This window comes from Psychrobacter sp. AntiMn-1, assembly GCF_001854065.1.
GTDB lineage: Bacteria > Pseudomonadota > Gammaproteobacteria > Pseudomonadales > Moraxellaceae > Psychrobacter > Psychrobacter pacificensis.
Genome location: NZ_CP012969.1, coordinates 523,901 through 548,232, shown reverse-complemented (window position 1 = coordinate 548,232; position 24,332 = coordinate 523,901). Strand labels below are relative to the sequence as shown.

The 24,332-nt window shown below is 43.2% G+C and carries 19 protein-coding genes; 10 read left to right on the top strand and 9 right to left on the bottom strand.

Annotation, left to right across the window (positions count from 1 at the left end; translation table 11 throughout):
• Nucleotides 1-27: 27 nt before the first annotated feature.
• From AOT82_RS02175 to AOT82_RS02165, 3 genes are all read right to left on the bottom strand, one after another.
• The gene (locus AOT82_RS02175) at nucleotides 28-357 is read right to left on the bottom strand and encodes a hypothetical protein (RefSeq protein WP_071001605.1); all 330 of its coding nucleotides are present in this window, start codon (nucleotides 355-357) and stop codon (nucleotides 28-30) included.
• Nucleotides 358-657: 300 nt separating this feature from the next.
• Nucleotides 658-1,029 carry an MliC family protein gene (locus AOT82_RS02170; RefSeq protein ID WP_083328816.1) on the bottom strand — a complete coding sequence of 124 codons (372 nt, stop codon included), beginning with the start codon at nucleotides 1,027-1,029 and terminating at the stop codon, nucleotides 658-660.
• Nucleotides 1,030-1,205: 176 nt separating this feature from the next.
• Nucleotides 1,206-2,120 carry a DMT family transporter gene (locus AOT82_RS02165; RefSeq protein ID WP_071001603.1) on the bottom strand — a complete coding sequence of 305 codons (915 nt, stop codon included), beginning with the start codon at nucleotides 2,118-2,120 and terminating at the stop codon, nucleotides 1,206-1,208.
• A gap of 287 nt (nucleotides 2,121-2,407) precedes the next feature.
• On the opposite strand from AOT82_RS02165, the gene AOT82_RS02160 reads away from it, so the two are divergent.
• Nucleotides 2,408-3,091, top strand: a complete 684-nt coding sequence (locus AOT82_RS02160) for a DUF421 domain-containing protein (RefSeq protein WP_071001602.1) — start codon at nucleotides 2,408-2,410, stop codon at nucleotides 3,089-3,091.
• Between the two features lie 441 nt (nucleotides 3,092-3,532).
• Here the strand turns inward: AOT82_RS02160 and AOT82_RS02155 are convergent, their stop codons facing one another.
• Nucleotides 3,533-4,111, bottom strand: coding sequence for an AAA family ATPase (locus tag AOT82_RS02155; RefSeq protein WP_237182784.1), 579 nt, complete (start codon nucleotides 4,109-4,111; stop codon nucleotides 3,533-3,535).
• Complete coding sequence (pnuC, locus tag AOT82_RS02150) at nucleotides 4,083-4,787, bottom strand: nicotinamide riboside transporter PnuC (protein WP_071001600.1); 705 nt, start codon at nucleotides 4,785-4,787, stop codon at nucleotides 4,083-4,085. The genes AOT82_RS02155 and pnuC overlap by 29 nt, the downstream gene beginning before the upstream one ends.
• A 278-nt stretch (nucleotides 4,788-5,065) precedes the next feature.
• On the opposite strand from pnuC, the gene AOT82_RS02145 reads away from it, so the two are divergent.
• The 7 genes from AOT82_RS02145 (at nucleotide 5,066) to AOT82_RS02115 (ending at nucleotide 13,155) form a co-directional block, all read left to right on the top strand.
• Nucleotides 5,066-6,211, top strand: a complete 1,146-nt coding sequence (locus tag AOT82_RS02145) for a beta-ketoacyl-ACP synthase III (RefSeq protein WP_071001599.1) — start codon at nucleotides 5,066-5,068, stop codon at nucleotides 6,209-6,211.
• A 236-nt stretch (nucleotides 6,212-6,447) separates the two neighbouring features.
• Nucleotides 6,448-7,539 (top strand): peptide chain release factor 1, encoded by a 1,092-nt coding sequence (gene prfA / locus AOT82_RS02140; RefSeq protein ID WP_058024705.1) that lies wholly within the window; start codon nucleotides 6,448-6,450, stop codon nucleotides 7,537-7,539.
• A gap of 104 nt (nucleotides 7,540-7,643) precedes the next feature.
• A complete protein-coding gene (locus AOT82_RS02135) occupies nucleotides 7,644-7,952 on the top strand; it encodes a type II toxin-antitoxin system HigB family toxin (RefSeq protein ID WP_071001598.1) in 309 nt (102 codons plus the stop codon).
• A complete protein-coding gene (locus tag AOT82_RS02130; protein WP_071001597.1) occupies nucleotides 7,942-8,292 on the top strand; it encodes a helix-turn-helix domain-containing protein in 351 nt (116 codons plus the stop codon). The genes AOT82_RS02135 and AOT82_RS02130 overlap by 11 nt, the downstream gene beginning before the upstream one ends.
• 83 nt (nucleotides 8,293-8,375) lie before the next feature.
• A complete protein-coding gene (gene lysS / locus AOT82_RS02125) occupies nucleotides 8,376-9,902 on the top strand; it encodes a lysine--tRNA ligase (protein ID WP_071001596.1) in 1,527 nt (508 codons plus the stop codon).
• A 151-nt stretch (nucleotides 9,903-10,053) separates the two neighbouring features.
• Nucleotides 10,054-12,021, top strand: coding sequence for a DNA polymerase III subunit gamma/tau (gene dnaX, locus AOT82_RS02120; protein ID WP_071001595.1), 1,968 nt, complete (start codon nucleotides 10,054-10,056; stop codon nucleotides 12,019-12,021).
• Nucleotides 12,022-12,255: 234 nt separating this feature from the next.
• Nucleotides 12,256-13,155, top strand: a complete 900-nt coding sequence (locus AOT82_RS02115) for a LysR family transcriptional regulator (RefSeq protein ID WP_071001594.1) — start codon at nucleotides 12,256-12,258, stop codon at nucleotides 13,153-13,155.
• A gap of 108 nt (nucleotides 13,156-13,263) precedes the next feature.
• Here the strand turns inward: AOT82_RS02115 and AOT82_RS02110 are convergent, their stop codons facing one another.
• Together AOT82_RS02110 and AOT82_RS02105 are read right to left on the bottom strand one after the other, a co-directional pair.
• Nucleotides 13,264-14,445: an aspartate aminotransferase family protein gene (locus AOT82_RS02110; RefSeq protein WP_071001593.1), complete on the bottom strand. Its 1,182-nt coding sequence runs from the start codon at nucleotides 14,443-14,445 to the stop codon at nucleotides 13,264-13,266.
• A 41-nt stretch (nucleotides 14,446-14,486) separates the two neighbouring features.
• Nucleotides 14,487-14,678 (bottom strand): DNA gyrase inhibitor YacG, encoded by a 192-nt coding sequence (locus tag AOT82_RS02105; RefSeq protein ID WP_058025847.1) that lies wholly within the window; start codon nucleotides 14,676-14,678, stop codon nucleotides 14,487-14,489.
• Nucleotides 14,679-14,860: 182 nt separating this feature from the next.
• Between AOT82_RS02105 and AOT82_RS02100 the strand changes: the two genes are divergently transcribed.
• Nucleotides 14,861-15,517, top strand: coding sequence for an SAM-dependent methyltransferase (locus tag AOT82_RS02100; RefSeq protein WP_071001592.1), 657 nt, complete (start codon nucleotides 14,861-14,863; stop codon nucleotides 15,515-15,517).
• Between the two features lie 177 nt (nucleotides 15,518-15,694).
• On the opposite strand, the gene AOT82_RS02095 is transcribed toward AOT82_RS02100, so the two are convergent.
• Both AOT82_RS02095 and purD read right to left on the bottom strand, forming a co-directional pair.
• Complete coding sequence (locus AOT82_RS02095) at nucleotides 15,695-17,089, bottom strand: ABC1 kinase family protein (protein ID WP_071001591.1); 1,395 nt, start codon at nucleotides 17,087-17,089, stop codon at nucleotides 15,695-15,697.
• Nucleotides 17,090-17,480: 391 nt separating this feature from the next.
• Nucleotides 17,481-18,791 (bottom strand): phosphoribosylamine--glycine ligase, encoded by a 1,311-nt coding sequence (purD, locus tag AOT82_RS02090; protein WP_071001590.1) that lies wholly within the window; start codon nucleotides 18,789-18,791, stop codon nucleotides 17,481-17,483.
• Between the two features lie 597 nt (nucleotides 18,792-19,388).
• Here purD and AOT82_RS02080 point away from each other — a divergent pair.
• Entirely contained in the window at nucleotides 19,389-24,233 is a 4,845-nt protein-coding gene (locus AOT82_RS02080) for an NAD-glutamate dehydrogenase (protein WP_071001588.1), read from the top strand.
• The last annotated feature ends 99 nt before the right edge of the window (nucleotides 24,234-24,332 follow it).

Sequence of the window (24,332 nt, the reverse complement as noted above, 5' to 3'; positions counted from 1 at the left end):
TACTCCGGCCTTTTATTTAAGTAGGTTTTAATGACTCATCTTTTCTGTGAGCACGCCCATACTATAAAGCATGAACGCAATCACTGTCAGTGCTACGATAAATGGTGTCAGTATCCAAATCACCACGTTAATCAGAATTGACGGCAGCAATCCATTAAATAGTTCGAGATCTGGGGTAAAAAAATCTGTCATCACATCCACTGCACGCTTGGCAATGGGGAAGAGTAGAGTGCTGAGGGCCAGCATATAGATATATTTGCCAAAGCCTGGGTCACTCATAACGACCATAAAGTAAAATACTAAAAAATAAGTAATGGCTAGCGCCCAGCATTTGAGAGTGTAGCTTAAACGAATCATATCATTTCCTCCCCAAGCTTTTCGATAAATGTGCATAAAAAACTACGCTATATCCAATATTTTGAATATATTATATGTTATATATCGAATATATAAGAGAAGTCAATCATTTTTTATCAAAAAGCACCATAAAGCCACGTCTTTTTAGGGCGTGGATGTCAGGTATCAGTCATTATCTCCCAACATTGGGATTGTCTTGATTGCGGTTGGTACAATAAAAAAGAGCCAGTAGCTTCACTACTGACTCTCATCATTCATAAGTGTAAAAACACTAGTCAATACATTATTTATAGTCAATAACTATAGTTGGCAGTTTACTTGATACTGTTGACCATTGTCTGAGGCGATGGTCATAATGCCAAAGTCTGCTTTGGTATGCCAGTCATAGGTGGTCTTTGGGTTTACATTGTTTACATAACGTACGCCAGAGCCTGATACTGCTTGCTCTAGCGTGATTTTTGCGTCTTGTAGACCTACCTTTGGCAAGGTGACGTTTAGGTTGGCCGCTTGACCATCCGCTGCATAGGCGGCAGTAATCATGCCGTTGTCTTCACAGGTAAATGACTGAACGACTGGTTTGGCAGCAGTGGTTGGGGCGGTGGTGGTCGGAGCGTTGGTTGCACAAGCGGCTAACAAAACGGTAAAAGGAGCAACAGCAAGTAATTTTTTCATAAACGATATTCCTCAAGTTGGTAAGTGAATGTGCGTTGTTATACTGAGCAATATGATACATGTTCGAATGTAATTTCGTGTTATGGTTAGAGTCTACTAAGGTAATTATTTCTGTCTTTTTCGTGATTTGCTAAGTCCTGGTCGTTTAAGTGATTGAGCGATATTTGGTTTTTTGTTTACACTGTTTTTTTGTTTAACATAAATACCAGTACCGCCCCTAAGATGACTATACTGGCGATCAGAAAGTTGAGCGTCAGCTGCTCAGATAAAAATATCACGCCTAGTACAGTCGCAATCACAGGCACACACAGCTGAACGATCGCCGCTTGTGTGGTTTTTAACAATGGCATCGCCGTATACCAAATACTGTAACCCAGCCCTGATGCGATCGCTCCTGACGCACAGGCGAGCAATATCCCTTCGCTGGTAATACTTTCTAAGCTGATGTTTTTTAAACCTATTTCATCCAGATACATTAGGCCCACCAGTAGTAATATCGGAACGGCCACCAAACTCCGCACAAAGTTAAACCCTGTCGCTCGTAGCGGTGAGATGCATGATTTACCGCGTATGCTGTATACTCCCCAAGCCGCACCGCTCAGTGCCATCAATGCTGCAGCGTTGGATGATGGAACGGCCGCTGATGGCAACATCAAATACACAAATCCTGCGACTGCGACGATAAATGCCAGCCACTGTACAGCACTAAGCTGCTCTTTTTTGTAGATACTCCAGCCAATCATCGTAATCTGAACGGCCGAAGACAAAATTAAAGCACCTGTACCAGTATTAAGCTCTACATAGGCAATCGAAAAACATAACGCGTAAATGACCAAGCTGACACTACTAAGCCAACTGCCTTTGTCATTTAAGATAGCATCAACAGAAGGCTTGTCAGAGGCGAGTACTTGACGCTGTAGTTTGTAGGCGTGAATCGTCATAATAAACACTAAGCAAACAGTCGCACTGAGCAGACGAATGACCGTAAAACTCCAAGCATCTATATAACCTTCTGCCAACGCCATCCGGCAAAACAGGGAGTTTGCGGCAAATGCGATCAACGCAATAGTAGTATAAACAATGGCTTTCAAAAATAATTCCTACAATGAATAAGGGAGCATAAAACAGGCTTGCATAGCGTTTCAATGGTGAATTTAGAATATAACGATAACGTATTTTTGAGCAAAAACAATTGCCGTCTCACAAGACAGTATATTTTGTCGTACTTGTGACAAAAAGTCTTTCTTAAATACGAATAACGATAGTTGTATTGACGATAAGGTCTGAAAATAGGGATGATGTGCTTCGCATCAAACGAACTATTAGAACATCATTCATTAAACACAATACATCAGATAAATAAATTGGAAATGAGAATATGGATTGGGCAAGTATTTTTATTCATGACACAACTTGGTCGTTTGCCGTTGAAATCTTAATACGTGTCACCGTCATGTTTGTATTAATTATCACGTTCTTGCGCTTCACTGGCAAGCGCGGCATTCGTCAGCTTTCTATCTTTGAGCTGACCATCATCCTATCACTTGGCTCTATCGCGGGTGACCCTATGTTTACTGAGGATTTGCCGATTATTCAAGCCGTACTAATCATGGGTTCAGTCATTGTTCTTTACCGAATCTGTACGTGGGTTATGATGAAATGGCAGCCTTTTGAAGACTTATTGGAAGGCAAGTCACTTTATATCGTAGAAGATAGCATGCTGGTGCTCGATAAAATTAAGAAAGGCAAAATGTCTCACGATGAGTTTTTTGCTGAAATGCGTCAACAGGGCGTTGAGCATTTGGGTCAAGTGCGCATCGGTTTGCTTGAGACAGACGGCAACTTTAGTATTTTATTGCATTCCTCTGAAAATACAGTTTACGGCATGCCGCTGTTTCCCAAGCAATATCAAGCTGTTGAGCAAGTAGAGATAGGGGCTCATTACGCCTGCATGTATTGTGGTTATGTCGAGCAAATATTAGAAGCTGATAAATGCTGCCCGCGCTGTGAGGATGATTGCAATAATTGGGCTAAAGCGTTAAACAATCAGATCGTCAAGTAGCGTAACGACTAGGCTAATATATAGTGAGTTCAGTATAAAAACGATACAGTGGGACTGGGATAAATTTTTCGCAGCCTCTGTCTGCGTAGGCACAGCACTCAAGGAAAATTTAGACCAGTTCCACCTTGATATATAATGTATCTGTTTTATTTAGGATTGACTATAACGATAATGCTGCCTTATCAACCTAAGGCAGCATTAATTCAAACTATTATCAGTTTATGTGACTTTTTTCATACAGCGCTTGGCTTATTGCTCAGCAAGTGGTAGCAATAGGACATAAAAAACAATTTGGTTAATATTGTTTTTTGCATGTTGACGCCTCCTAAATGTCTTGAATCCACAGCTGCTGATACAGTTGGCTGCGGCGTTAATAGACATCATAGAGAGGAGGTAGCGAGAAAATATGTAAGGAAGATGAATAGTATGTGGAAAACCATTCTAGGGACTACCGAGATGAGCGAGCTGCGCGATTACTTGCCGGACACGTTCTTTTCTATCGCCACTAATACGCACAAAGGGTTTTTGATGCTTGCTTAATTGACTGGCAAAATAGGCGCTTATCTCATCACGTTGGTACGGACTGTCTCGCAGGTCATCAGCCACCCAAGGTATATCAACCTCAGTCAATAGTATCAAATCATAATGGTGCGCCAATGCTGCTTGCTCAAGAGCGGTGGGGCAGTTACCATAATACCAATGAGAGTAGACCATTAGCTCAAACAGACTGGTATCACAAAACAAATAGCGATTTTCATTAGACGTTTGGGTGACTTGTTTGGCCAGTTTGTTCTCTAACGCAATCTGACCTTGTGCGATAGGTAGCAGGTCATCCCATGTACAAGTAAGCTGCTCATCATCCCACTTCGCTTGCAAGTAAATACGCATATATTCTGACACCCACAGACTATCGAAATGCGCTGCCAAATCACGGCATAGGGTTGTTTTCCCCGTACTTTCTGCGCCCAAAACTGCGACAGTAATGACAGATTCAGGCGTATGCTGTTCGAGGTTGTACACGGTAGCGTCGTTGCCATTCATAATAGGCCCAGATTGCAATGAGAGTGAAGACTACATATTGTAGCGCGGTAAAAGTAAAGCCTTTATAAAAGTATAGTGGTACTGATATCGCATTAGCAATGATCCATAGTATCCAATGCTCAATTTTGCGCCGTGCCATAAGCCACATGGCCATCAGGAACAAGGCTGTAGTGAGCATGTCGGTATAGTCCACCCAAGTGAATAAATGTACACCAAGAACGGCACCGTCAAAACTAAAGCCGTTATTAATCACCGGACGGAAATAGTATATCAGCGCCACAAAAGACATGGTTGCTATTGCCAAAGCAGACAAGATAGGTACATCGCCTGCATGCAAATGCTCAATACGGACGTTGTTTGACTCATGTGTCTCTATAGGCTGATTCTTTTTGTTCTTTGACCAGTTAATCCAACCATATAAACTCATCACCGTATAGTAAGCATTGATGAACATATCGCCAAACAGCTGCCATTTCCATAGTAAATATACAAATATCGCAGTGCTGATTAAGCCAATTGGAAAGACTAAGATATTGGTTCTGCTGGCAAGCAAGACACTTGCCACACCAAAAACCACGGCAATCAACTCTAAGACGATAAATGTCGTGGAGTAATCCGCATATTGACCAAATAACCAAGTAAGAAGTTCTGCCATTAGTATTCCTAAAGATGAGCGTGTATCGATGTGTTTGGGTGGTTATACAGAGCAAAATGGCGCTAATTATAACGTAGCTATCAAAGAATGACGTGAGTCTTTGCTTATTTATCGCCAGAAACAGATTATTTGTAACAAAGCATTAGAAAAAATTTAATATTCAGGCATAATAAACACACTGATTTTAAGTTTACAGTTATTCACTGAATTTGAATGGCTATTATTTTCCACTTTTATGCTTATTCCAAGCACCACAGTAGTAGACAAGGAAGCGTATCATGACGACTTGTATCACAGGCACTGGTCTTTATATTCCACCTTACAGTATTAGTAACGAAGAGCTAGTTGAGTCATTTAACCAGTATGTTGAAAACTATAATACCGAACATGCTGAAGAGATAGCTGCAGAGACAATGACGGCACTTGAGCCTTCTTCAGCTGCTTTCATCGAAAAAGTATCTGGTATCAAATCACGTTATGTGATGGAAAAAGACGGTATTTTAGACCCTGAAATCATGGCACCAGTCATTGCCTATCGTAACTTAGGTGAAGAGCTGTCTGTGATGGCAGAAATGGGCGCGGCTGCGTTAAAAGACGCATTGGCTGATGCTGGACTTGAGGCCAACGATCTAGATGGTATTATCCTTGCTTGCTCAAACTTCCAGCGCACTTATCCTGCGGTTGCTATTGAAATCCAAAATGCCATTGGTATGGTTGGCGGCTTCGCTTATGATATGAACGTTGCGTGTAGTGCGGCAACGTTTGGCCTATCACAAGCGCATGGTTCTATCATCTCTGGTCTTGCCAAACGTGTGGCTGTGGTCAATGTCGAGATTACCTCGGCGCATCTAAACTGGCGCAATCGTGACAGCCACTTTATTTTTGGTGATGTAGCAACGGCGACTATTGTTGAAGAATTAGACACGCCAAAGGGTTATGAGATTCTAAACGCTAAGCTATTTACTCAGTTTTCGACCAACATCAAAAACGAATATGGCTTTATGGATCGCTCAGAGTATCTAGCCGCGCAAACGGAGATGTATCCAGACATCAAAGCGCCGGTCACTGATAAACTGTTTTTGCAAAATGGTCGCAAAGTATTCCGTGAAGTTTGTCCAAAGGTGTCTGAAGTTATCACTGAGCATCTGCAAGAAAATGATATACCGACCTCTGATGTTAAGATGATGTGGCTACATCAAGCTAATGCCAACATGATAGATTTGATTTTACGCACTGTCATCGGTAAAGATGCTGACAAATCAATCGCACCAAGCGTGATTGCTGAATTTGCCAATACCAGCTCAGCGAGCCCAATGATTGTATTCCATCGCTATAAGGATGAGCTAGCGTCAGGTGATCTAGGTGTTATTTGCTCATTTGGTGCCGGTTATTCTATTGGCTCAGTATTGGTTCGTAAAGTCTAACGTTTTAATACGATGTTTTTGATAGATAAAAATAGCTAAGAGTCTTCTTAGCTATTTTTTTGTCTACTAATGGTATCAGAACCAAGTATCTTTATTTAAGAATAAGTAGAGATATTTGAGAGTATAGTGACAAGATTGCTGCGAATATTGAGAAGAATGCTTAGAGGTTTTAATTTACCCCAAAAAATTTGCTATAATCACGAGCTTATTCCTCTTATCCAATTAAAAGTCCTTTTATGAAAGAATCCTTACGCCTGCGTTTAGACCAGATGGTAGACCGTTATGAAGAGGTCACCGCCTTGTTATCAGATCCTAGTGTCATCAGTGATAATAATAAATTTCGCGAATTGTCTGTCGAGCACAGCGACTTGATGGACATCACGACCTTATGGCAGAACTATCTGAATGCAGAAACGGATCAAGCCGATGCAGAAGCGATGCTAGCTGACGCGACAGATCCTGACATGAAAGAGATGATGCTCGATGAGATTGAAACGGCACGTGATACCATTGTAGAGATGGAAGAAGCGCTTAATGTCATGATGCTACCAAAAGATCCTAACGATAAGGTGCCAGCATTCTTGGAGATTCGTGCTGGGACGGGCGGTGATGAAGCAGCGATTTTCTCTGGTGATTTGTTCCGCATGTATCAAAAATACGCGCAAACCCAGGGCTGGACTGTTGAAGTTCTATCCGCGAACGAAGGTGAACACGGCGGTTATAAAGAAATCATTACTCGCGTATCGGGTAATAGCGTCTATGGACGTTTAAAGTTTGAGTCTGGCGCTCACCGTGTACAGCGTGTCCCTGAGACCGAAAGTCAAGGTCGCGTGCATACGTCAGCTTGTACGGTTGCAGTCATGCCAGAAGTTGAAATCGATGATACCGTTGATATCAATCCTGCGGATATTAAGATGGACACCTTTCGCTCAAGTGGCGCGGGTGGTCAGCACGTTAACACCACTGACTCAGCCGTACGTTTGACGCATATTCCCACGGGTACTGTGGTAGAGTGTCAACAAGAGCGTAGCCAGCACAAAAACCGTGCACATGCGATGAAAATGCTGGTCTCTAAAATCCAGCAAGCCAAAGTACAAGCGCAGGTCGATGTAGCGGACTCTATACGCCGTGACTTGGTCGGTAGTGGCGACCGCTCAGAGCGTATTCGCACCTATAATTTCCCGCAAGGGCGCATGACCGATCATCGTATCAACCTTACCTTATACAAGCTTGACTCCATCATGGAAGGTGACTTGGATGAGATTCTTGATGCACTGTTACGTGAGCATCAGGCTGACTTGATGGCCAGCATCGGCGGCGAAATGTAAGCCATAGCGGTGAACTATGCGAGTGAGGTTAAGAAGGGGTATAGCGATTAGCGTTGCCATATTCCCAAATTGGGAATATAATTGGATACTATACACTAAGTCATATGAGAGTTATTGCCAAAAGCAGTTTACGTAAATTCTGGGAACAGCCTAACAATGGTGATGCAAAAGGTCAGCTAGAAGCTTGGCATGATTTTGCACTAAAAGCCAGTTGGCAATCGCCGCAAGATATCAAAAACGATTTTAAGAATGCGAGTATTTGCGCTAATAATAGAGTCGTTTTTAATATTGCAGGCAATAAATACCGATTGGTGGTTGAGATGCAGTATCAGGCTGGTATTGCTTGGGTCAAGTTCATCGGTACTCATAGTGAATACGATAAAATTGATGTGGAGGTTGTCAATGAATATTAAACCAATTCGTAATGATCAAGATCTAGCACATGCATTTGCTCAGCTACAAGCTGTGTTTCAAGCTGATGAGGGTACACCTGAGGCTGACGAGCGTGAAGTGCTAGTAACCTTAATTGAAGCTTACGAAAACAAATATTATCCTATCGAACATGCCGAAGCTGTCGATGCTATTATTTTTCAGATGGAAAATCTAAATTTAAGTAGAAAGGATTTGACACCTTATTTGGGATCGGCAAGTAAAGTATCTGAAGTATTAAATCGTAAACGCCGATTGAGTTTGCCAATGATAAGAAAACTACATGAAGGGCTGCACATTCCTTATGAAAGTCTTATTCACTAGGTCTCCTCTATTTGAGATACTATTGTTTTGAGTATCAAATATTAACTAAAGATAGTTTACGGCTATCGTATTATGAGAGTTTTATGTCAACAAATAACCAAGACCAAACCCAAGCGCCAGAAGACACCAATGAACTGATCGCGCAACTTCAAGCCAAGCTAGATGATATCACTGCCTCAGATAAACAGCCGTACCCAAATACCTTTAAACGCACCCATTATGCAAAAGATTTGCAAACGGCTTTTGATGGTGTGTCAAAACAAGAAATTGAAGAAAAAGCGGCGAATGGTGACAAAACACAGGTCAATGTGGCGGGCCGTGTCATGTTAAACCGTGGCTCATTCATCGTTATCCAAGACATGACAGGTCGCATCCAATTATATGTGGCACGTAAAGAGCTTGATGAGGAGATGCGTGCAAGCATCAAATCTTTGGATTTGGGTGATATTGTTGGTGTGTCAGGCTATATTGGTCGCTCAGGTAAAGGCGATTTATATGTGCATATTGAAGAGATTACGCTGTTGACTAAGACCCTACGTCCGATGCCAAATAAGTTCCATGGCCTAGCAGATGTAGAAGCGCGCTATCGCAACCGTCATCTTGATTTGATGACCAATGAAACGACTCGCGATACCTTTATGGTTCGTAGCCAAATCATCAGCGGCATTCGTCAGTTTATGCTGAATGAGCGTTTTATGGAAGTTGAAACGCCAATGATGCATCCCATTCCAGGTGGCGCGGTGGCTCGTCCATTTGAGACACATCATAATGCTTTGGATATGCCATTATACTTGCGTATCGCGCCTGAGCTTTATCTCAAGCGTTTGGTCGTTGGTGGGTTTGAGCGAGTATTTGAGATTAACCGTAGCTTCCGTAACGAAGGGGTCTCAACCCGACACAACCCTGAATTTACCATGATTGAGTTTTATCAAGCCTATGCTGATTATCATGATTTGATGGACTTGACTGAGCGCATGTTTAATCAGCTAGCGATAGATGTCTTGGGTACGACAGAGATTACCTATCAAGAAGAAGCCATCAGCCTAAAAGCGCCATTTGCTCGTCTATCCATGTCTGACGCCATTGCAAAATATGCCAAAGACTTTGATATGTCACGTATCGACGATCGTGACTATCTGGCACAATACGCCTCAGTGACCCTTAAACAGCAGGTCAAAGAGGTGTTCGGTGTGGGCAAGCTTAAGACCATCATCTTCGAAGAAACGGCTGAGCACCAATTACGTCAACCAACGTTTATTACTGAATATCCAGCTGAAACGTCACCATTGGCACGTCGTAATGATGACAATCCTGAGATTACCGATCGTTTTGAGTTGTTTATTGGTGGTCGCGAGTTGGCGAATGGTTTTAGCGAGCTCAATGATCCAGCGGATCAAGCTGAGCGCTTCCGTGGTCAGGTTGCCGAAAAAGATGCAGGCGATGATGAAGCCATGCACTTTGATGAAGAATATATCGAAGCATTGTCTTACGGTCTGCCGCCAACCGCTGGTGAAGGTATTGGTATTGATCGCCTTGTGATGCTATTTACTGACTCTGCCAGTATCCGTGATGTGATTTTATTCCCACACATGCGCCGCAAAAATGATTAATGAGTCGTTAAACAAAGTCGCTTATTAAGCGTGGCTGAGTCATAATCAAATCAGCAAGAAGCCAGACGAATGCGCTGGCTTTTTGCTATAATGAATACCGAAAAATCGTATTAAAAATAAGAACATTAATTACTTGGCACAATGGATAGCTATGTCGCAGCAATATCAAGTTTTAGCTCGCAAATACCGACCCAAAAACTTTCATGAGTTGATTGGGCAGACGCATGTCTCGCAAGCGCTGATTAATGCGATTGATTATAATCGCTTGCATCATGCGTATCTGTTTACTGGTACCCGCGGTGTGGGTAAGACGACGATTGCGCGTATTTTATCTAAATGCTTGAACTGTGATACGGGTATTACTAGCACGCCGTGCGGGGTTTGTGATAATTGTGTGGCGATTGATCAAGGACGCTTTATTGATCTTATCGAGATTGATGCCGCCTCTCGTACCAAGGTCGAGGACACGCGCGAGCTGCTTGACAATGTGCCTTATGCGCCAAGCCAAGGCCGTTACAAGGTCTATCTTATTGATGAAGTGCATATGCTGTCGACCCACAGCTTTAATGCGCTTCTCAAAACGTTAGAAGAGCCACCTGAGCATGTAAAGTTTTTGCTAGCAACCACTGATCCACAAAAATTACCGATTACGATTATTTCGCGCTGCTTGCAGTTCGTATTGCGTCCATTACCACAAACATTACTTAGCGATCATTTAGCAAATATTTTAACCAAAGAGCAGGTTGGGTATACTCAGCCTGCCATTTGGCAACTGGCAAGTGCGGCTAAAGGCTCTGTGCGTGATGCATTGTCACTGACAGACCAGGCCATTGCATTTGGTCAAGGGTCACTTGATGATGCCACTGTCAATGCAATGCTTGGTCTTATTGACTCTGCCGACTTGGTACGCTTGATTACAGATATTTATAATCACGACAAGTCTGCCGTCGCGACTCATATTGAGCAAATGCGTGCGCAAATGGTTGATGCAACGAGTATGTTTGATGGACTTGCTGAGCTACTCCATCAATTGGCATTGACCCAGCTGTTGCCTGAGGTCGCTCTCAATGTCAATGAGGCGCAAGCCAAAAACATCTATACACTTGCCCAGCATATTAGCCCTGATGTGCTACAACTATACTATGAGATTGTTGTGCAAGCACGTGAAGGTGTCAAACTTGCAAGTACGCCGATGCAAGCGCTTGAGATGTGCATTTTGCGATTACTGGCGTTTCGTCCATTACCAGTCGATGAAGTATTGAGTAACACTTATGATGGTGAGGTTCCTTCTACAGAAGCGACAACTATAGAGCCGACTACTTCGATGCCGCCTTCAAGTGCTATTACGCATGAAGCGTCAGCGCCATTACAGCCTTACGATATTGACTATCAAGTGCAAAGTCATAATGAGTTACAAAGCCCCATTTATGATGACAGCTTCAGCATAGATGACTCTATTGGACAAAATGATAGCGTAGCACACTCAGCTACTAGCTCTGAGCCAATTGTTGAGCCTGAGCCAATTGTTGAGCCTGAGCCAATTGTTGAGCCTGAGCCAATTGTTGAGCCTGAGCCAATTGTTGAGCCTGAGCCAATTGTTGAGCCTGAACCAATTGTTGAGCCTGAACCAATTGTTGAGCCTGACGCAAATGATTCTCAGTTAGCAGTACCATCAGATGAAGATCCTCGTACTTTATTACGCTGCGCCCCTCAAGAGCTGACAGGGGAGTGGAACTCGGAAAAATGGGATTACTGGCTACAGACAGCTCGTGAGGCAGAAGTGTTGGCACAGGACGAGCTGGCACTTGCCCGTCAAGGTACGATGGTAGGTCAATGTAATGGCACAGCCACTTTTTTGACCAGTGTCGATAGTAGACATTTACAAGCGACTTTCCAGCAGTTAGCTGCTAAGCTGCAGCAACAGTTCACAAGTGCAGAGATTGATTTAAAAATTGATAGTAGTATTATGCAAAGCGATAACAAAACACCAGAGCGTCGCCAGCAAAAACGTTTGGAGCAAGCCAAAACGGTTGCTGAGATGAAGTTGCGACATACACCCGTCATGCAATATTTGACTGAGCGCGGTGAAGGAAAAATGGGTAAGGTACAGCTATATTAAGTTTCAAAAAAAGCTGTTATTAACATCATTTAAAAATATAGATATGTTTTAGCAATGGTTTTATATAAAATATCAAGGTGATATTGTGCTATCGCCTTGATATTTTTTTGTTTTTTTTGAATAAGCAATTTGCCTTCTTAAAAAATGAAAAATATTTAATAACGATAATATAAATTAAAATTCGTTATAATGGTTAAGTTATATTAAAAACTGAAATGAAGTTTAGGTGAGAATATGTTGGATAATTTACGCGGTATGGCTGTGTTCGCCAGTGTGGTCGGACACGGCTCTTTTAGTGGTTCTGCTCGCGAGCTTGGTATTACTACTAGTGCAGTCAGTCAGCAAATTCGTTCACTAGAGAATGAGCTTGGCGTTGTGCTATTGCATCGCTCGACTCGTAAGCTCAGCTTAACGGAAGCTGGTGAGAGCTTTTATGAGTCGGCAAAAGATGTGGTCAGCGCGGCTGAGCAAGGTCGAATCAAAGTTAATCAATTGCGTGATGAGCTAGCAGGTAGTCTACGGGTGTCGACGACGCCTGAGCTTGGCGTAAATCATATATTGCCAGCGCTTTCTACATGGATGGCTGCGCATGATGATCTGAGTGTCACTTATCTCGCAGACAATCATTATATCGATATGATTGATGAACGTATCGACATCGCGATTCGCATGAGTCCATCGATTAATGACTCGAGTCTAAGTAGCTATCCGCTCACCGATGTGCGCCAGTTACTCGTGGCTTCACCCCAATATCTGCGTCAGCATCCTAAGATTAATACACCAAAAGATTTGGCTGATCATCAATTAATTTGTATTGAAATCATGAAAGATGCCAATCAGATTGATATGATTCAGACAGAGACCAACAAAAAAACGCGTGTAAAAATGAACTCACGTATCTACACCAACAATGTCTTCATGGCGACAACCTTAGCTAAAGAAGGTCATGGCTTGGTGAGAATGATGGAAATGGACATCAAAAAAGAGCTTGAGAGTGGAGAGTTGGTAGAGGTATTGACTGGTTATCAGTTGCCGAGCTTTGTACTATATGCCGTTACCTTAAACCGCGACCAACAACCAGCTAAAATCACTCGTTGCCTAGAAGTACTGAAGAAATATTTTCATGCAAACTAAGTGTTATGCAGACTAAATATTGGTTGTTTCAATAATCGGTCAGCAAAAAGCCTATGGATAGAATTGTCCATAGGCTTTTTTATTACATGCTACATATTCAAGCAAGCTTTAGAATGTTGGCTTTAATAAGTTGATCAATCGTTCAGCGACTTGTGTGCTTTCATCACGGCTCATATTGAGCGGTGGTAGCAAACGTACCACATGGCCACCTGTCACATTGATGATAAGTTTTTGCTCGTCACGGGCACGATCTACCAATTGGCTACAATCCATGTCTTCAGGTAGCGCAATACCAATCATCATACCAGCACCGCGGCTACTTACGCCGTGTTGTCCTAGTGCATTGGCGAGACTTTCTCGGATAAACAATCCTTCCGTCACCGCATTCTCCATGATGTCGCTATTTGCAAGTACATCGTACACGCTATGTACCACGCGACTGGCTAATGGCGTACCACCGTAAGTAGAGCCATGGCTCCCTGCGCCAAATAATCCATTGGCACGCCCACGTACCATACAAGCGCCGACTGGAAATCCATTGCCCAAGCCTTTGGCAGTGGTTAATACATCAGGGCGCGCATTGCTATGCTGATAGGCAAAATACTTGCCAGTACGACCATTACCGGTTTGCACCTCATCAAGCATGAATAACCAGTTATGAGCATCACACTCTGCTTGTAGCTCTTCTAAATAGGTAAAGCCATTGGCCGCAGTATTAAGACCACCTTCACCTTGGATCGGCTCTACAAAAATGGCGCAGATGTCCTCATGGTCTAACGCCGCTTGCTTTACCGCGGCAATGTCACCAAATGGCACACGGATAAAGTCGTCATCTAGCGTATAAAACCCTTCGCGGGCTTTTGGGTTAGCAGTGGCCGATAGTGATAGCAATGTACGGCCGTGGAATGACTGCTCCATCACGATGACTTTTGGGCGTGCAAAGCCTTGTTGCGACGCATACAGGCGTGCAAGTTTTAATGCGGCTTCATTGGCTTCAGCGCCACTATTGGCAAAAAAAACACTATCCATTTGAGCTGACATACATAGTATCTCTCCTGCGCGCTCTTGCCAGTCAATACCGAACAAATTACTGGTATGAACCAAGGTCGCTGCCTGCTGCTGAATAGCATCGGTCACTTGTGGATGGCAATGTCCTAATCCACATACCGCGATACCAGTTAAGGCATCTAAGTATGGCGTATCGTCTTTTGTATAGAGCCAACTGCCTGCACCGCGGGTAAAGCTGATGGGTTGACGATTATAAGTGGGCATTAGGTAAGTAGCAGACATGTAAAACATCCTTGGTATAATAAATTGAGTAAAGAGGTAGGTTATAGCTCGTCAGAAAAAGGTGTGGTTTCTGCAGGTAACGTATAGTCTTCATTTGCCCAAGCACCTAAGTCGATCAGCTTACAGCGACCACTACAAAATGGCTTATATTTGTTGTCTTGCCAAGCAGTTTGAGTGCCACAACGTGGGCAAGGGTAGGTTTTGGGTGCAGTGTTGGTATTAGAGTCAGTCATAATAAAGGTGGGAGTATCCTTGATGTTATTAGTATCATTTGCGCACGATAGTTATTTATTATCATATAAATTGTGATGAATTGAGGAGTACTAGTTGTCGGTATATTACTATTCAATTAGATTGGCTATATAATAGCATGGGGCAGAATAATGACAAAAGACAAATGCTTTAAGGATAGTAGATGACAGACAATATCGAGTTCACACATCAGCAAGCGCGTGCCTTTCAACCACAACGACTCTCCGCACCGCGCGACTTTATGATTCCAAAAATCATCAGTGATAATAAAGACGAAAAGCCGTTAATCTTGGAGATTGGAGCAGGGAAGGGCAAGCATGCACTTAGCTTTGCCCTGCAAAATCCTGATAAGCATTTGATCGCCATTGAGCGCACACGCAATAAGTTTGATGCTTTCTCAAGGCTGGCTACACTGCAAGATCTACCAAACCTAGATGCGATCCATGCAGATGCGATTGCTTGGACGGTGCATGCGCTAAAACCCAATAGTGTGGCTAAAATATTTATTCTTTATCCCAACCCTGAACAGCATAATCCCAATCAGCAATGGCTAAATATGCCCTTTTTTGAGTTTCTACTATCTCGCTTGCAAGTAGGGGGAGAGATAATACTGGCCACCAATATTCAATCCTATATGGACAATGCAGAGCATCAAGCAGCTAAGCTTTGGTGCCTACCAAATACTCGCTACCGAGTGCCTGTCGACAGCCAGCGTACGCATTTTGAAGTGAAGTACCTAGCGCGGCAAGAGGTATGCTGGGAGTTAAGCATCCGTAAGCCAAAATGGTATAAAACCCGGTTTGATAATTGGCAAGCTTAATAATAGACGAAAAATAGCCTAAGTAATAAAAAATTAAGTAATAAAAAATATAGTTAAAAGTGTGTCATTACAATATTACAATATAATGCGAAAATTAAATATAAAATAGCCTAAGCAGAAAATATAAATAAAAAAATCCTTCACTAAAAGACAGCCAAAATTTTGCACTACTAAAAACTATAAATAAGGTTTGACCAAGGTACTAGGGTTGGTATGTGCGTCAAGCACTGTTAAAAAAGTATATGCACCAATAAATTTGCGGCTAATAAACATGAATTCTTTTGGAGGAAGGTTAAATTCAAAAGATTGCATCGCACGAGTAGCTTTAGTGGATAAGCGTGAATGCAATTTGCTATTGGCCCAAATATAGCGATTTTGCTCATCCAAACAATCTGTAGGGATGTCATCATTTTTCTCAGGATCACTGAATGGCTCGGTAGCCAATAGGAACAATGAGGCAATATCAGAGCGTACTTTATCACTCATACTATCGAAGAAATCATAACCCGTCATCGCTAGAATCATCGCCTGATGGTTGTGGTGATATCCTGCCCTCAATAGTCCACGGGCAATCGTAAGCAAATTACTGTCAAATTGGCGAATAGCACCAAAATCTAGCAAAACAAGTTTATCCATATCATCTGTACTTTCACTAACTCGAACTAAATAGTTACCAAAATTAGGGTCCGTCTGCATTTCACCCCAGACAAAAATCTCTTGCATCATAATTTCGATGGCAGCTTGACCAATTGCACTGCGGCGCTCGTGAGGCAATAGCTGTAGTGCTTCAGACACGACAGTGATACCTGGCTCATATGACATACATAGCAGACGTTTTTTTGAGTAATTACGATTAATTTTAGGCACGATATAACGTGGATCATTGCTTAGACGATCGTAGAAACGCTCTGTTGTTGCTGCTTCTGCTTCATAATCGACTTCATGGTGGAGTAGGTCCCGTATTTCCTCAAACCAAGCATCGAGCGCGCGCGTTTGGGGGACGATGTTACTTACCTTTAGTAGTCGCTTAAATAGGGCGAGATCAGAGTTGATGGCATCGGCCACCCCCGGATACTGAATTTTCAACACGACTTGTTCACCAGTTGCTAATACTGTCGCCCGATGGACTTGGGCAAGAGAAGCCGTTCCAATAGGAACAGGGTCAACATCAAGCTCATTTAGTTTTTCACCCAATAGCTGGCGCAATGTTTGCTCAATTGTCGGCCAGGTAAGCGTCGCCGTATCATCATTGAGCGTTTGCAAGGCACGCGTAATCTCTGGTGGCAATATATGTTCACCATAGATGGCTAGCATTTGACCAATTTTGACAACTGAACCTTTCAATTTACCAAGCTCTGATGCCAGATAACTCGCTTGAGCTTCCATAAATGCTTGGTTACGTGCGGTCCGTGCTTCTTTATTCAAAAACATGCCAGACACACTATTACCCGCCCAACGACGACCAATATTTAAGGAGGTTTTAGCAATCGACATGCGGCGATCAAACCCTGAGGTTTTTAGACTATCGATTGATTGCTTATTGTTAGAAGGTTTAGACGTATCATTTGCCATAAATATAATCATTCATCCAGTTGGTATTGATTTGCGGGTTCGAGACCTACAATACAAGGGAGATGTGATGCACGGGTATAAAATTGTATCATATAAAGTGCATGGGTTTTATGAGCGCACACAGGCTGTTGATAGTTACTTTGTAAGTCAAAATAATTGCGTGATATTTTACCGATTTAATGTTGAGAGTTGTGCTCATGTTTGGTCTATCGTTAAGCCGCTATCTCATTTTTTATGAGCATTTCATCAAAAATAGACCTAAAAATGACTGTCAAAAAATAAGACCTAGCATGCATGATGCTAGGTCAAATAATGTATATCGTATCAGTCATATTTGCTTAATCAGACATATGGAGTGAAAAATTCACGTTATCTGACAAGGATTAACTCATCAAGCATTTTCACGAGCAATGGCATGATGCCCGATATCACGGCGATATTGCGCACCATCAAAGCTAATCGCAGCAGTGACTGCTAGTGCTGCTTGCTGAGCTTCAGAAATATTATTTGCTAAAGCAGTCACGCACAATACACGACCACCGTTAGTCACAACTTCGTTCTCATTGTCATTCGAGAATGCCGTACCAGCATGAAAGACTTTAACCGCATTATCGTTCGTAGTGTCCAGCTCTGGCAAGCCAGCAATCACATCGCCTTTTGATGATGTTTCAGGATAGCCTTTCGATGCAACTACGATACCTAGAGCAGGGCGGTTGTCCCATTTGGCTTCGCTAGGCAGTTGACCTGCCAACCCTTGTGCAACCAAGTCTACCATTGATGACTGCAGGCGCATCAAAATAGGCTGCGTTTCTGGATCACCAAATCGGCAATTGAATTCAATGACATAAGGATCGCCTGCTTTATCAATCATAAGACCAGCATATAAAAATCCAGTATAAGGGTGTCCTGCGTCTTTCATCGCATCGACGACTGGCTGAATGACTTGTGACATCACTTTGTCATGAACGTCTTTGGTCACGACTGGCGCAGGTGAATAAGCACCCATACCGCCAGTGTTGGGACCCGTATCCCCTTCAAAAGCACGTTTGTGATCTTGGCTGGTCGCCATTGGCAAGATATTGTCACCATCAATCATGCAAATAAAGCTGGCTTCTTCACCTTGCAAGAACTGCTCGATGACCACGCGACTACCAGCATCACCGAATTTGTTGTCCGCTAGCATATCGTCAATCGCTTCATGCGCTTGCTCAATAGTCTCAGCAACAATGACGCCTTTACCAGCAGCAAGCCCGTCAGCTTTGATAACAATAGGCGCGCCTTGCTCATCAACATAAGCTTTGGCAACAGTAGCGTCTGTAAATCCTTGATAAGCAGCCGTTGGAATATTGTTTTGTTCCATGAATTCTTTGGCAAAGGTTTTCGAACCTTCTAATTGAGCGCAGTAGGCTGTTGGACCCCATGCTTTGATACCAGCATCACGGCACGCATCAACGATACCAGTGACCAAAGGTGCTTCTGGTCCGACGATGACCATGTCAATATCATTGTTTTGGCAAAATTCGATAACAGCGCTGTGCTCACTGGCATCAGTAGACGTTAAGACAACGTTTTGGCATTTAGGTTCAAGGGCCGTGCCAGCATTACCAGGAGCGATATAGACATTTTCGACATTGTCATCTTTTGCACACTGCCATGCCAGCGCGTGTTCACGACCACCTGAACCAATCACCAAAATATTCATCATACCTCTTGCCCTTAGCATTAAAGTTAATAATGAGCTATTCGTACGCTCGTAGATATATCGGCATATTCTAACAAAAAAACAGTATTGATTACTATGAGTATCCACTTGCCAGCACCTAATCTCGAATGCTAATGCTAATGCTAATGCTAATGCTAATGCTAATGCTATGGCATTGAACATCATTGTCTCATTAGCAAAGGTTATCGACATGTCGTTGATTCATGAAATGATGTTGTACGCTTTAGCTCGCGCCGCAGGTGCGTTAAACTTCACTATATTGATGGCATTAAATCCTGATGGCTACATATTCATAAAAATAAGAGTAAAAAAGGAGAAAGTCTTTAGACGTCATAATAAAAGAATAAGTCGCGTGACTGGATATATTGCCATTGCATCACAAGTTATAGTCGAACCACTATTAAAGTGTTACAGCGTTAGACTCGTTTAGCCTACTACCGTAGTACTTGCACTCGTCTGCCTTATACCACTTTTAATATTGATTGACTATATAAAGCCCTATATGCAATGACGGTAATTAACACAGATTGATAAACATAAATAGATAAACCAAACCTATAAAAAGGACGAAGGACAATGCCAAACTCCCTCAGTATCGCAAAAGAGCGCATTAGCCAGATAAGCGATATTGCTACCAGTTATGTCCAAAAAGACAAATCGCTATTTGATCATTTTATCCATAGCTACTATGAGCCGCTGCATGAAGAAACTGCAGAGGCGATCAGTAATGCTGATTTGGCGGGCATGGCGCTACATCACTTTACATTGCTCAAAGCCTATGATTGCAGCAAACCACAACTGGCAGTATTGAATCCCTTAGCAGAAGAGCAGCACTTTCATAGCTCGCACACGGTCATTCAGATCGTGGCATATGATAGACCATTTTTAGTCGATACGATCTTGATGAGCCTTGAAGCTGAAGGTATCGATGTGCATCGTACTTACAATATCATCGTAAGTGTTAAACGCGATGAGGACGGCCAGATTACTTATGTTGAAGGCGCACATGAAAGTGCCACTTCTCATATGTCGTTGATTCATTGTGAAATTGCTTATCAAGATAATGAAAGCTTGGAAGCATTACAACAAATGCTTATGTCTAAAATTGACACGCTTGATACCGTCGTTGGCGACTGGAAACAAATGCGTGCGCAGTTAAATGACATTAAAGCTGAACTGTCTAGCAAACCACTGCCAGAAGTGTTCTACTCACAACAAGAAATCCAAGCATTTTTAGATTGGATATTAGATGACCACTTTATCTTCTTAGGTTATCGCGAGTACCGTTTAGAAGGCGGTCACGAAAACGAAGTCACCGAACCTACTAATTTGGATTTATTTGCCATTGGTAATAGCGGTCTTGGTCTATTGCGCGGTTCAGAAGAAGACAAGATATCAGAAAGCTTCAATCAACTGCCTAAAGGGCTAAAACAATTATTAACTGAGCCGCGCGTGTTGATGCTGTCTAAATCAAGCCGTGTATCTCCGATACATCGCTCGGTATATATGGACTTTTTGGGTATCCATAAGTTCGATGATAATGGTAAATTGATTGGTGAGTATCGCTTTATCGGTTTGCTGACATCGCAAGCGTATCAGCTTACCGTACAGCAAATACCGCTACTACGCGAAAAGGCCAACCAGATTATGGCCATGGCAGAATTGCCACGTGATGGTCATGCTCATCATAAATTGATGCATGTGATTAATACCTTGCCACGTGATGATCTGTTCCAAGCCAGCGTCGAAGAGCTGTACCCAATTGTCTCAGGTATTAGCCAATTACAAGACAAAAAGAGCTTACGCTTATTTAGCCGTATCGACCATTACCAACGTTTTGTCTCGTGCTTAGTTTATATTCCACGTGATAAGTTCAACACTGAGCTACGCATCAAAGTACAAAACGTTCTAAAAGATGCTTATAACGGTTTGTCTTCAGGTTTTACCACTGAATTCAATGAATCTGCGCACGCCCGCGTCCATGTCCATGTGCGCACAGTGCCAGGTCAAGTGAATGACGTTAATATCGCGACACTTGAAGCCAAATTGTCAGCACTTATGCAGTCATGGGATGATAATTATCAAAAAATGCTACTCGATAATGTGGGTGAGCAACAAGCCAACGCTTTGACTCGTCGCTTTTTAGACTATATTCCTGCTGCGTACCAAGAGCGTTTTGATGCTCGTACCGCAGTCGAAGATACGAAGCGTCTGGCGGGACTGACCGCAGAAAACCCAATGATTTGGCATTTATACCAGTCGACAGGCGATGCACGTAACCAACTTCACCTAAAGCTATACGGTCGCGAGCAGCCTGTTATCCTATCAAAAGTGCTACCAATACTTGAAAACTTTGGTGTATCGGTTATCTCAGCACAAACTTATGAGTTTGATTTGCCAGAGCAGCCTATCTGGATGCAAGAGTACGAGCTGACGCTAGAGCATGTCGATACGGTCAATATGCAAGTCGTGCGTGGTCAGTTCGAAGACAGCCTCAAGCAAATTTGGGCAGGCCGTGTTGAGAGCGATTCGTTCAATGAGTTGGTACTAACGACCAAGCTCGACACTTACGATGTCGTCGTATTACGTGCGCTGTCTCGCTATATGCTACAAGCTCGTGCGCCATTCTCTAGCGCCTATATCCAACAAACTGTCGTTAAAAACAGTGATATCAGTGTGGCATTGGGCAGCTTGTTTGATGCGCGCATGAACCCTGAATATAGTGATGAGACGCGCCAAGAAAAAACAACGAAAATTCAAGAGAAAATCACCGCTGCGTTAGCAGATGTCGATAGCCTAGACGAAGATCGTATCTTGCGCTGGTACTTGGATCTGATTAATGCCATGGTTCGTACCAACTTCTATCAAGTAGATTGCGACGGTCAACGCAAAGATCGTTTGTCGTTTAAGTTCTTGGCAGCAGACATTCCAAATCTGCCTAAACCAAAGCTCATGTTTGAGATATTTGTGTATTCACCGCGCGTTGAAGCGGTGCATCTACGTGGTGGCAAAGTCGCCCGTGGTGGTCTGCGCTGGTCAGATCGTATGGAAGATTTCCGTACCGAAGTACTTGGCCTTGTCAAAGCACAGATGGTCAAAAACGCAGTAATCGTCCCTGTTGGCTCTAAAGGCGGCTTTATTGTCAAAACCAAAAGCATGGCTGATGGTCGTGAAGCGTTCCAAGCAGAAGGCATTGCCTGTTATCAGACATTCCTACGCGGTATGCTTGATGTGACTGACAATATCGTTGATGGAACGATCGTCCCGCCAGCCAACACTGTACGCTATGATGAAGATGATCCGTACTTGGTTGTCGCAGCGGACAAAGGCACAGCGACTTTCTCTGATATCGCCAATGCACTCGCAGCAGAGTACAACTTCTGGCTGGATGATGCTTTTGCTTCAGGTGGTTCAGTAGGTTATGACCATAAAGCCATGGGTATCACAGCGCGCGGTGGTTGGGAGTCGGTCAAACGTCACTTCCGTATGCGCGGTATGGATATCCAAAACCGTGATGACTTTACCGTGGTCGGTATTGGTGACATGAGTGGGGATGTATTCGGTAATGGTATGCTGCTCTCAACGCATACTAAGCTCGTTGCTGCCTTTAACCACCTGCATATCTTTATTGATCCTAATCCAGACACGGCGGCCTCATACGCGGAACGCGCACGCTTGTTTGAGCTACCGCGCTCATCATGGGCAGATTATGAAGCATCATTGATCAGTCAAGGTGGTGGGATATTCTCGCGCCAAGACAAGACTATCGCTATCAGTCCTGAGATGAAATCGCTCTTTGATATCAGTGCAGACAGCCTTACACCGAACGATTTGATCAGTGCGTTATTACGTGCGCCTGTCGATCTGATTTGGAATGGTGGTATCGGTACGTATGTCAAAAGTGCAAATGAGACGCATGCCGATGTTGGCGATCGTGCCAATGATTCGCTACGTATCGATGGTAATGAGCTACGTGCAGCCGTCGTTGGTGAAGGTGGTAACTTAGGTCTAACCCAGCAAGGTCGTATCGAATACGCTCAAACGGGCGGACGCATATATACAGATGCCATCGATAATTCAGGCGGTGTAAACTGCTCGGATCATGAAGTCAATATCAAAATCTTACTTGGCAAAGTGGTCGAGCAAGGCGATATGACGCTGAAGCAGCGTAATGAATTGCTTGAGAGTATGACTGACACCGTAGCAGAATTGGTACTACGTCAGAACTACTTGCAACCACAAGCCATTGAGCTGAGTCATATTCGCGCCGCAGCCAATCTAAGCGATCATCAGCGCTTCATCCAAATGTTAGAGAGTGAAGGGCGCCTGGATCGTGCAATTGAGTATCTACCATCAGACGAAGAGATTACGAAGCGTCAAAAAGCAGATACCGGTCTGACCAATCCTGAGCTCGCCGTCGTCTTGGCTTATGGCAAAATGTGGGTCTATGACAATCTGTTATCATCTGATTTACCAGATGATCCGTACTTCATTAACGAGCTACGTAAGTACTTCCCAGATGAGCTTGCATCACGCTTTTTTGATGAGATGACTGAGCACCGCTTGCATCGTGAAATCATCAGCACTTACTTGACCAACAGTGTGGTCAACCGCTTAGGTATTGAGGCGCTATTCCGTCTGTTTGAGGAAACCGATCAATCCCTAGCGACTATCGTGCGTGGTTATGCGATTAGCCGTGATGTATTCAACGTATCGCGCGCTTGGCAAGCATTAGAAGCACTAGATAACCAAGTTGAAGCAACACTACTGCTGAACCTTGAGCTGCGTCTACGTGATGCGCTTGAGCGCGGTGTGGTCTGGTTCATCAACGCCTTCGGTCAAAACTTGCAAGTTGCTGATATGATTAGCCGCTTTAGCGATAGTGTTGAAAAACTGACTAAGCAAAGTGGCTTTATTGAGCAGCAGTTTGCACAGTATCTGCAAGAAGACACCGAGCGTTTGATGCAAAAAGATCTGTCTGACAACGATGCTACCTTATTTGCGATGCTACCGTATCATGTCGATGCGCTTGATGCTGCATTGCTAGCTGAGCAATATGAGCGTCCTGTTGATGAGATTGCAACCCTATACTTTGAAGCCTATCAAGTGTTGCAGTTAGATTGGATGATGGACAATATTGCCAATTTACCGCAGCAAGACTACTGGGATCGCCGTGCACGCCATGCGTTAGTGAACGAGTTGTCACGTAGCTTGCGCCTACTAATGGATGCGGTACTGTCTAAACCAGATGCCAAGCAAGCATTTAGTGAATGGAAAGCAAGACACGTCGATCAGCTTGCAGCAGTCACGACAGAGATGAATAAGTTAGATGAGCTGCATAGCAACAATGAAGAAGATCAAATTGGTCTGTCAACGCTGTCAGTACTAATGAGTGAGCTGAGTGGTTTAGTCACTAAATAATCAGTTACTCATTAAGAAATAAATATCTGTAAGTTCAAAAAAACCACCGTTCTTAATGTTTGGTGGTTTTTTATTGTCTAAACAAAATCGTTTAATCGA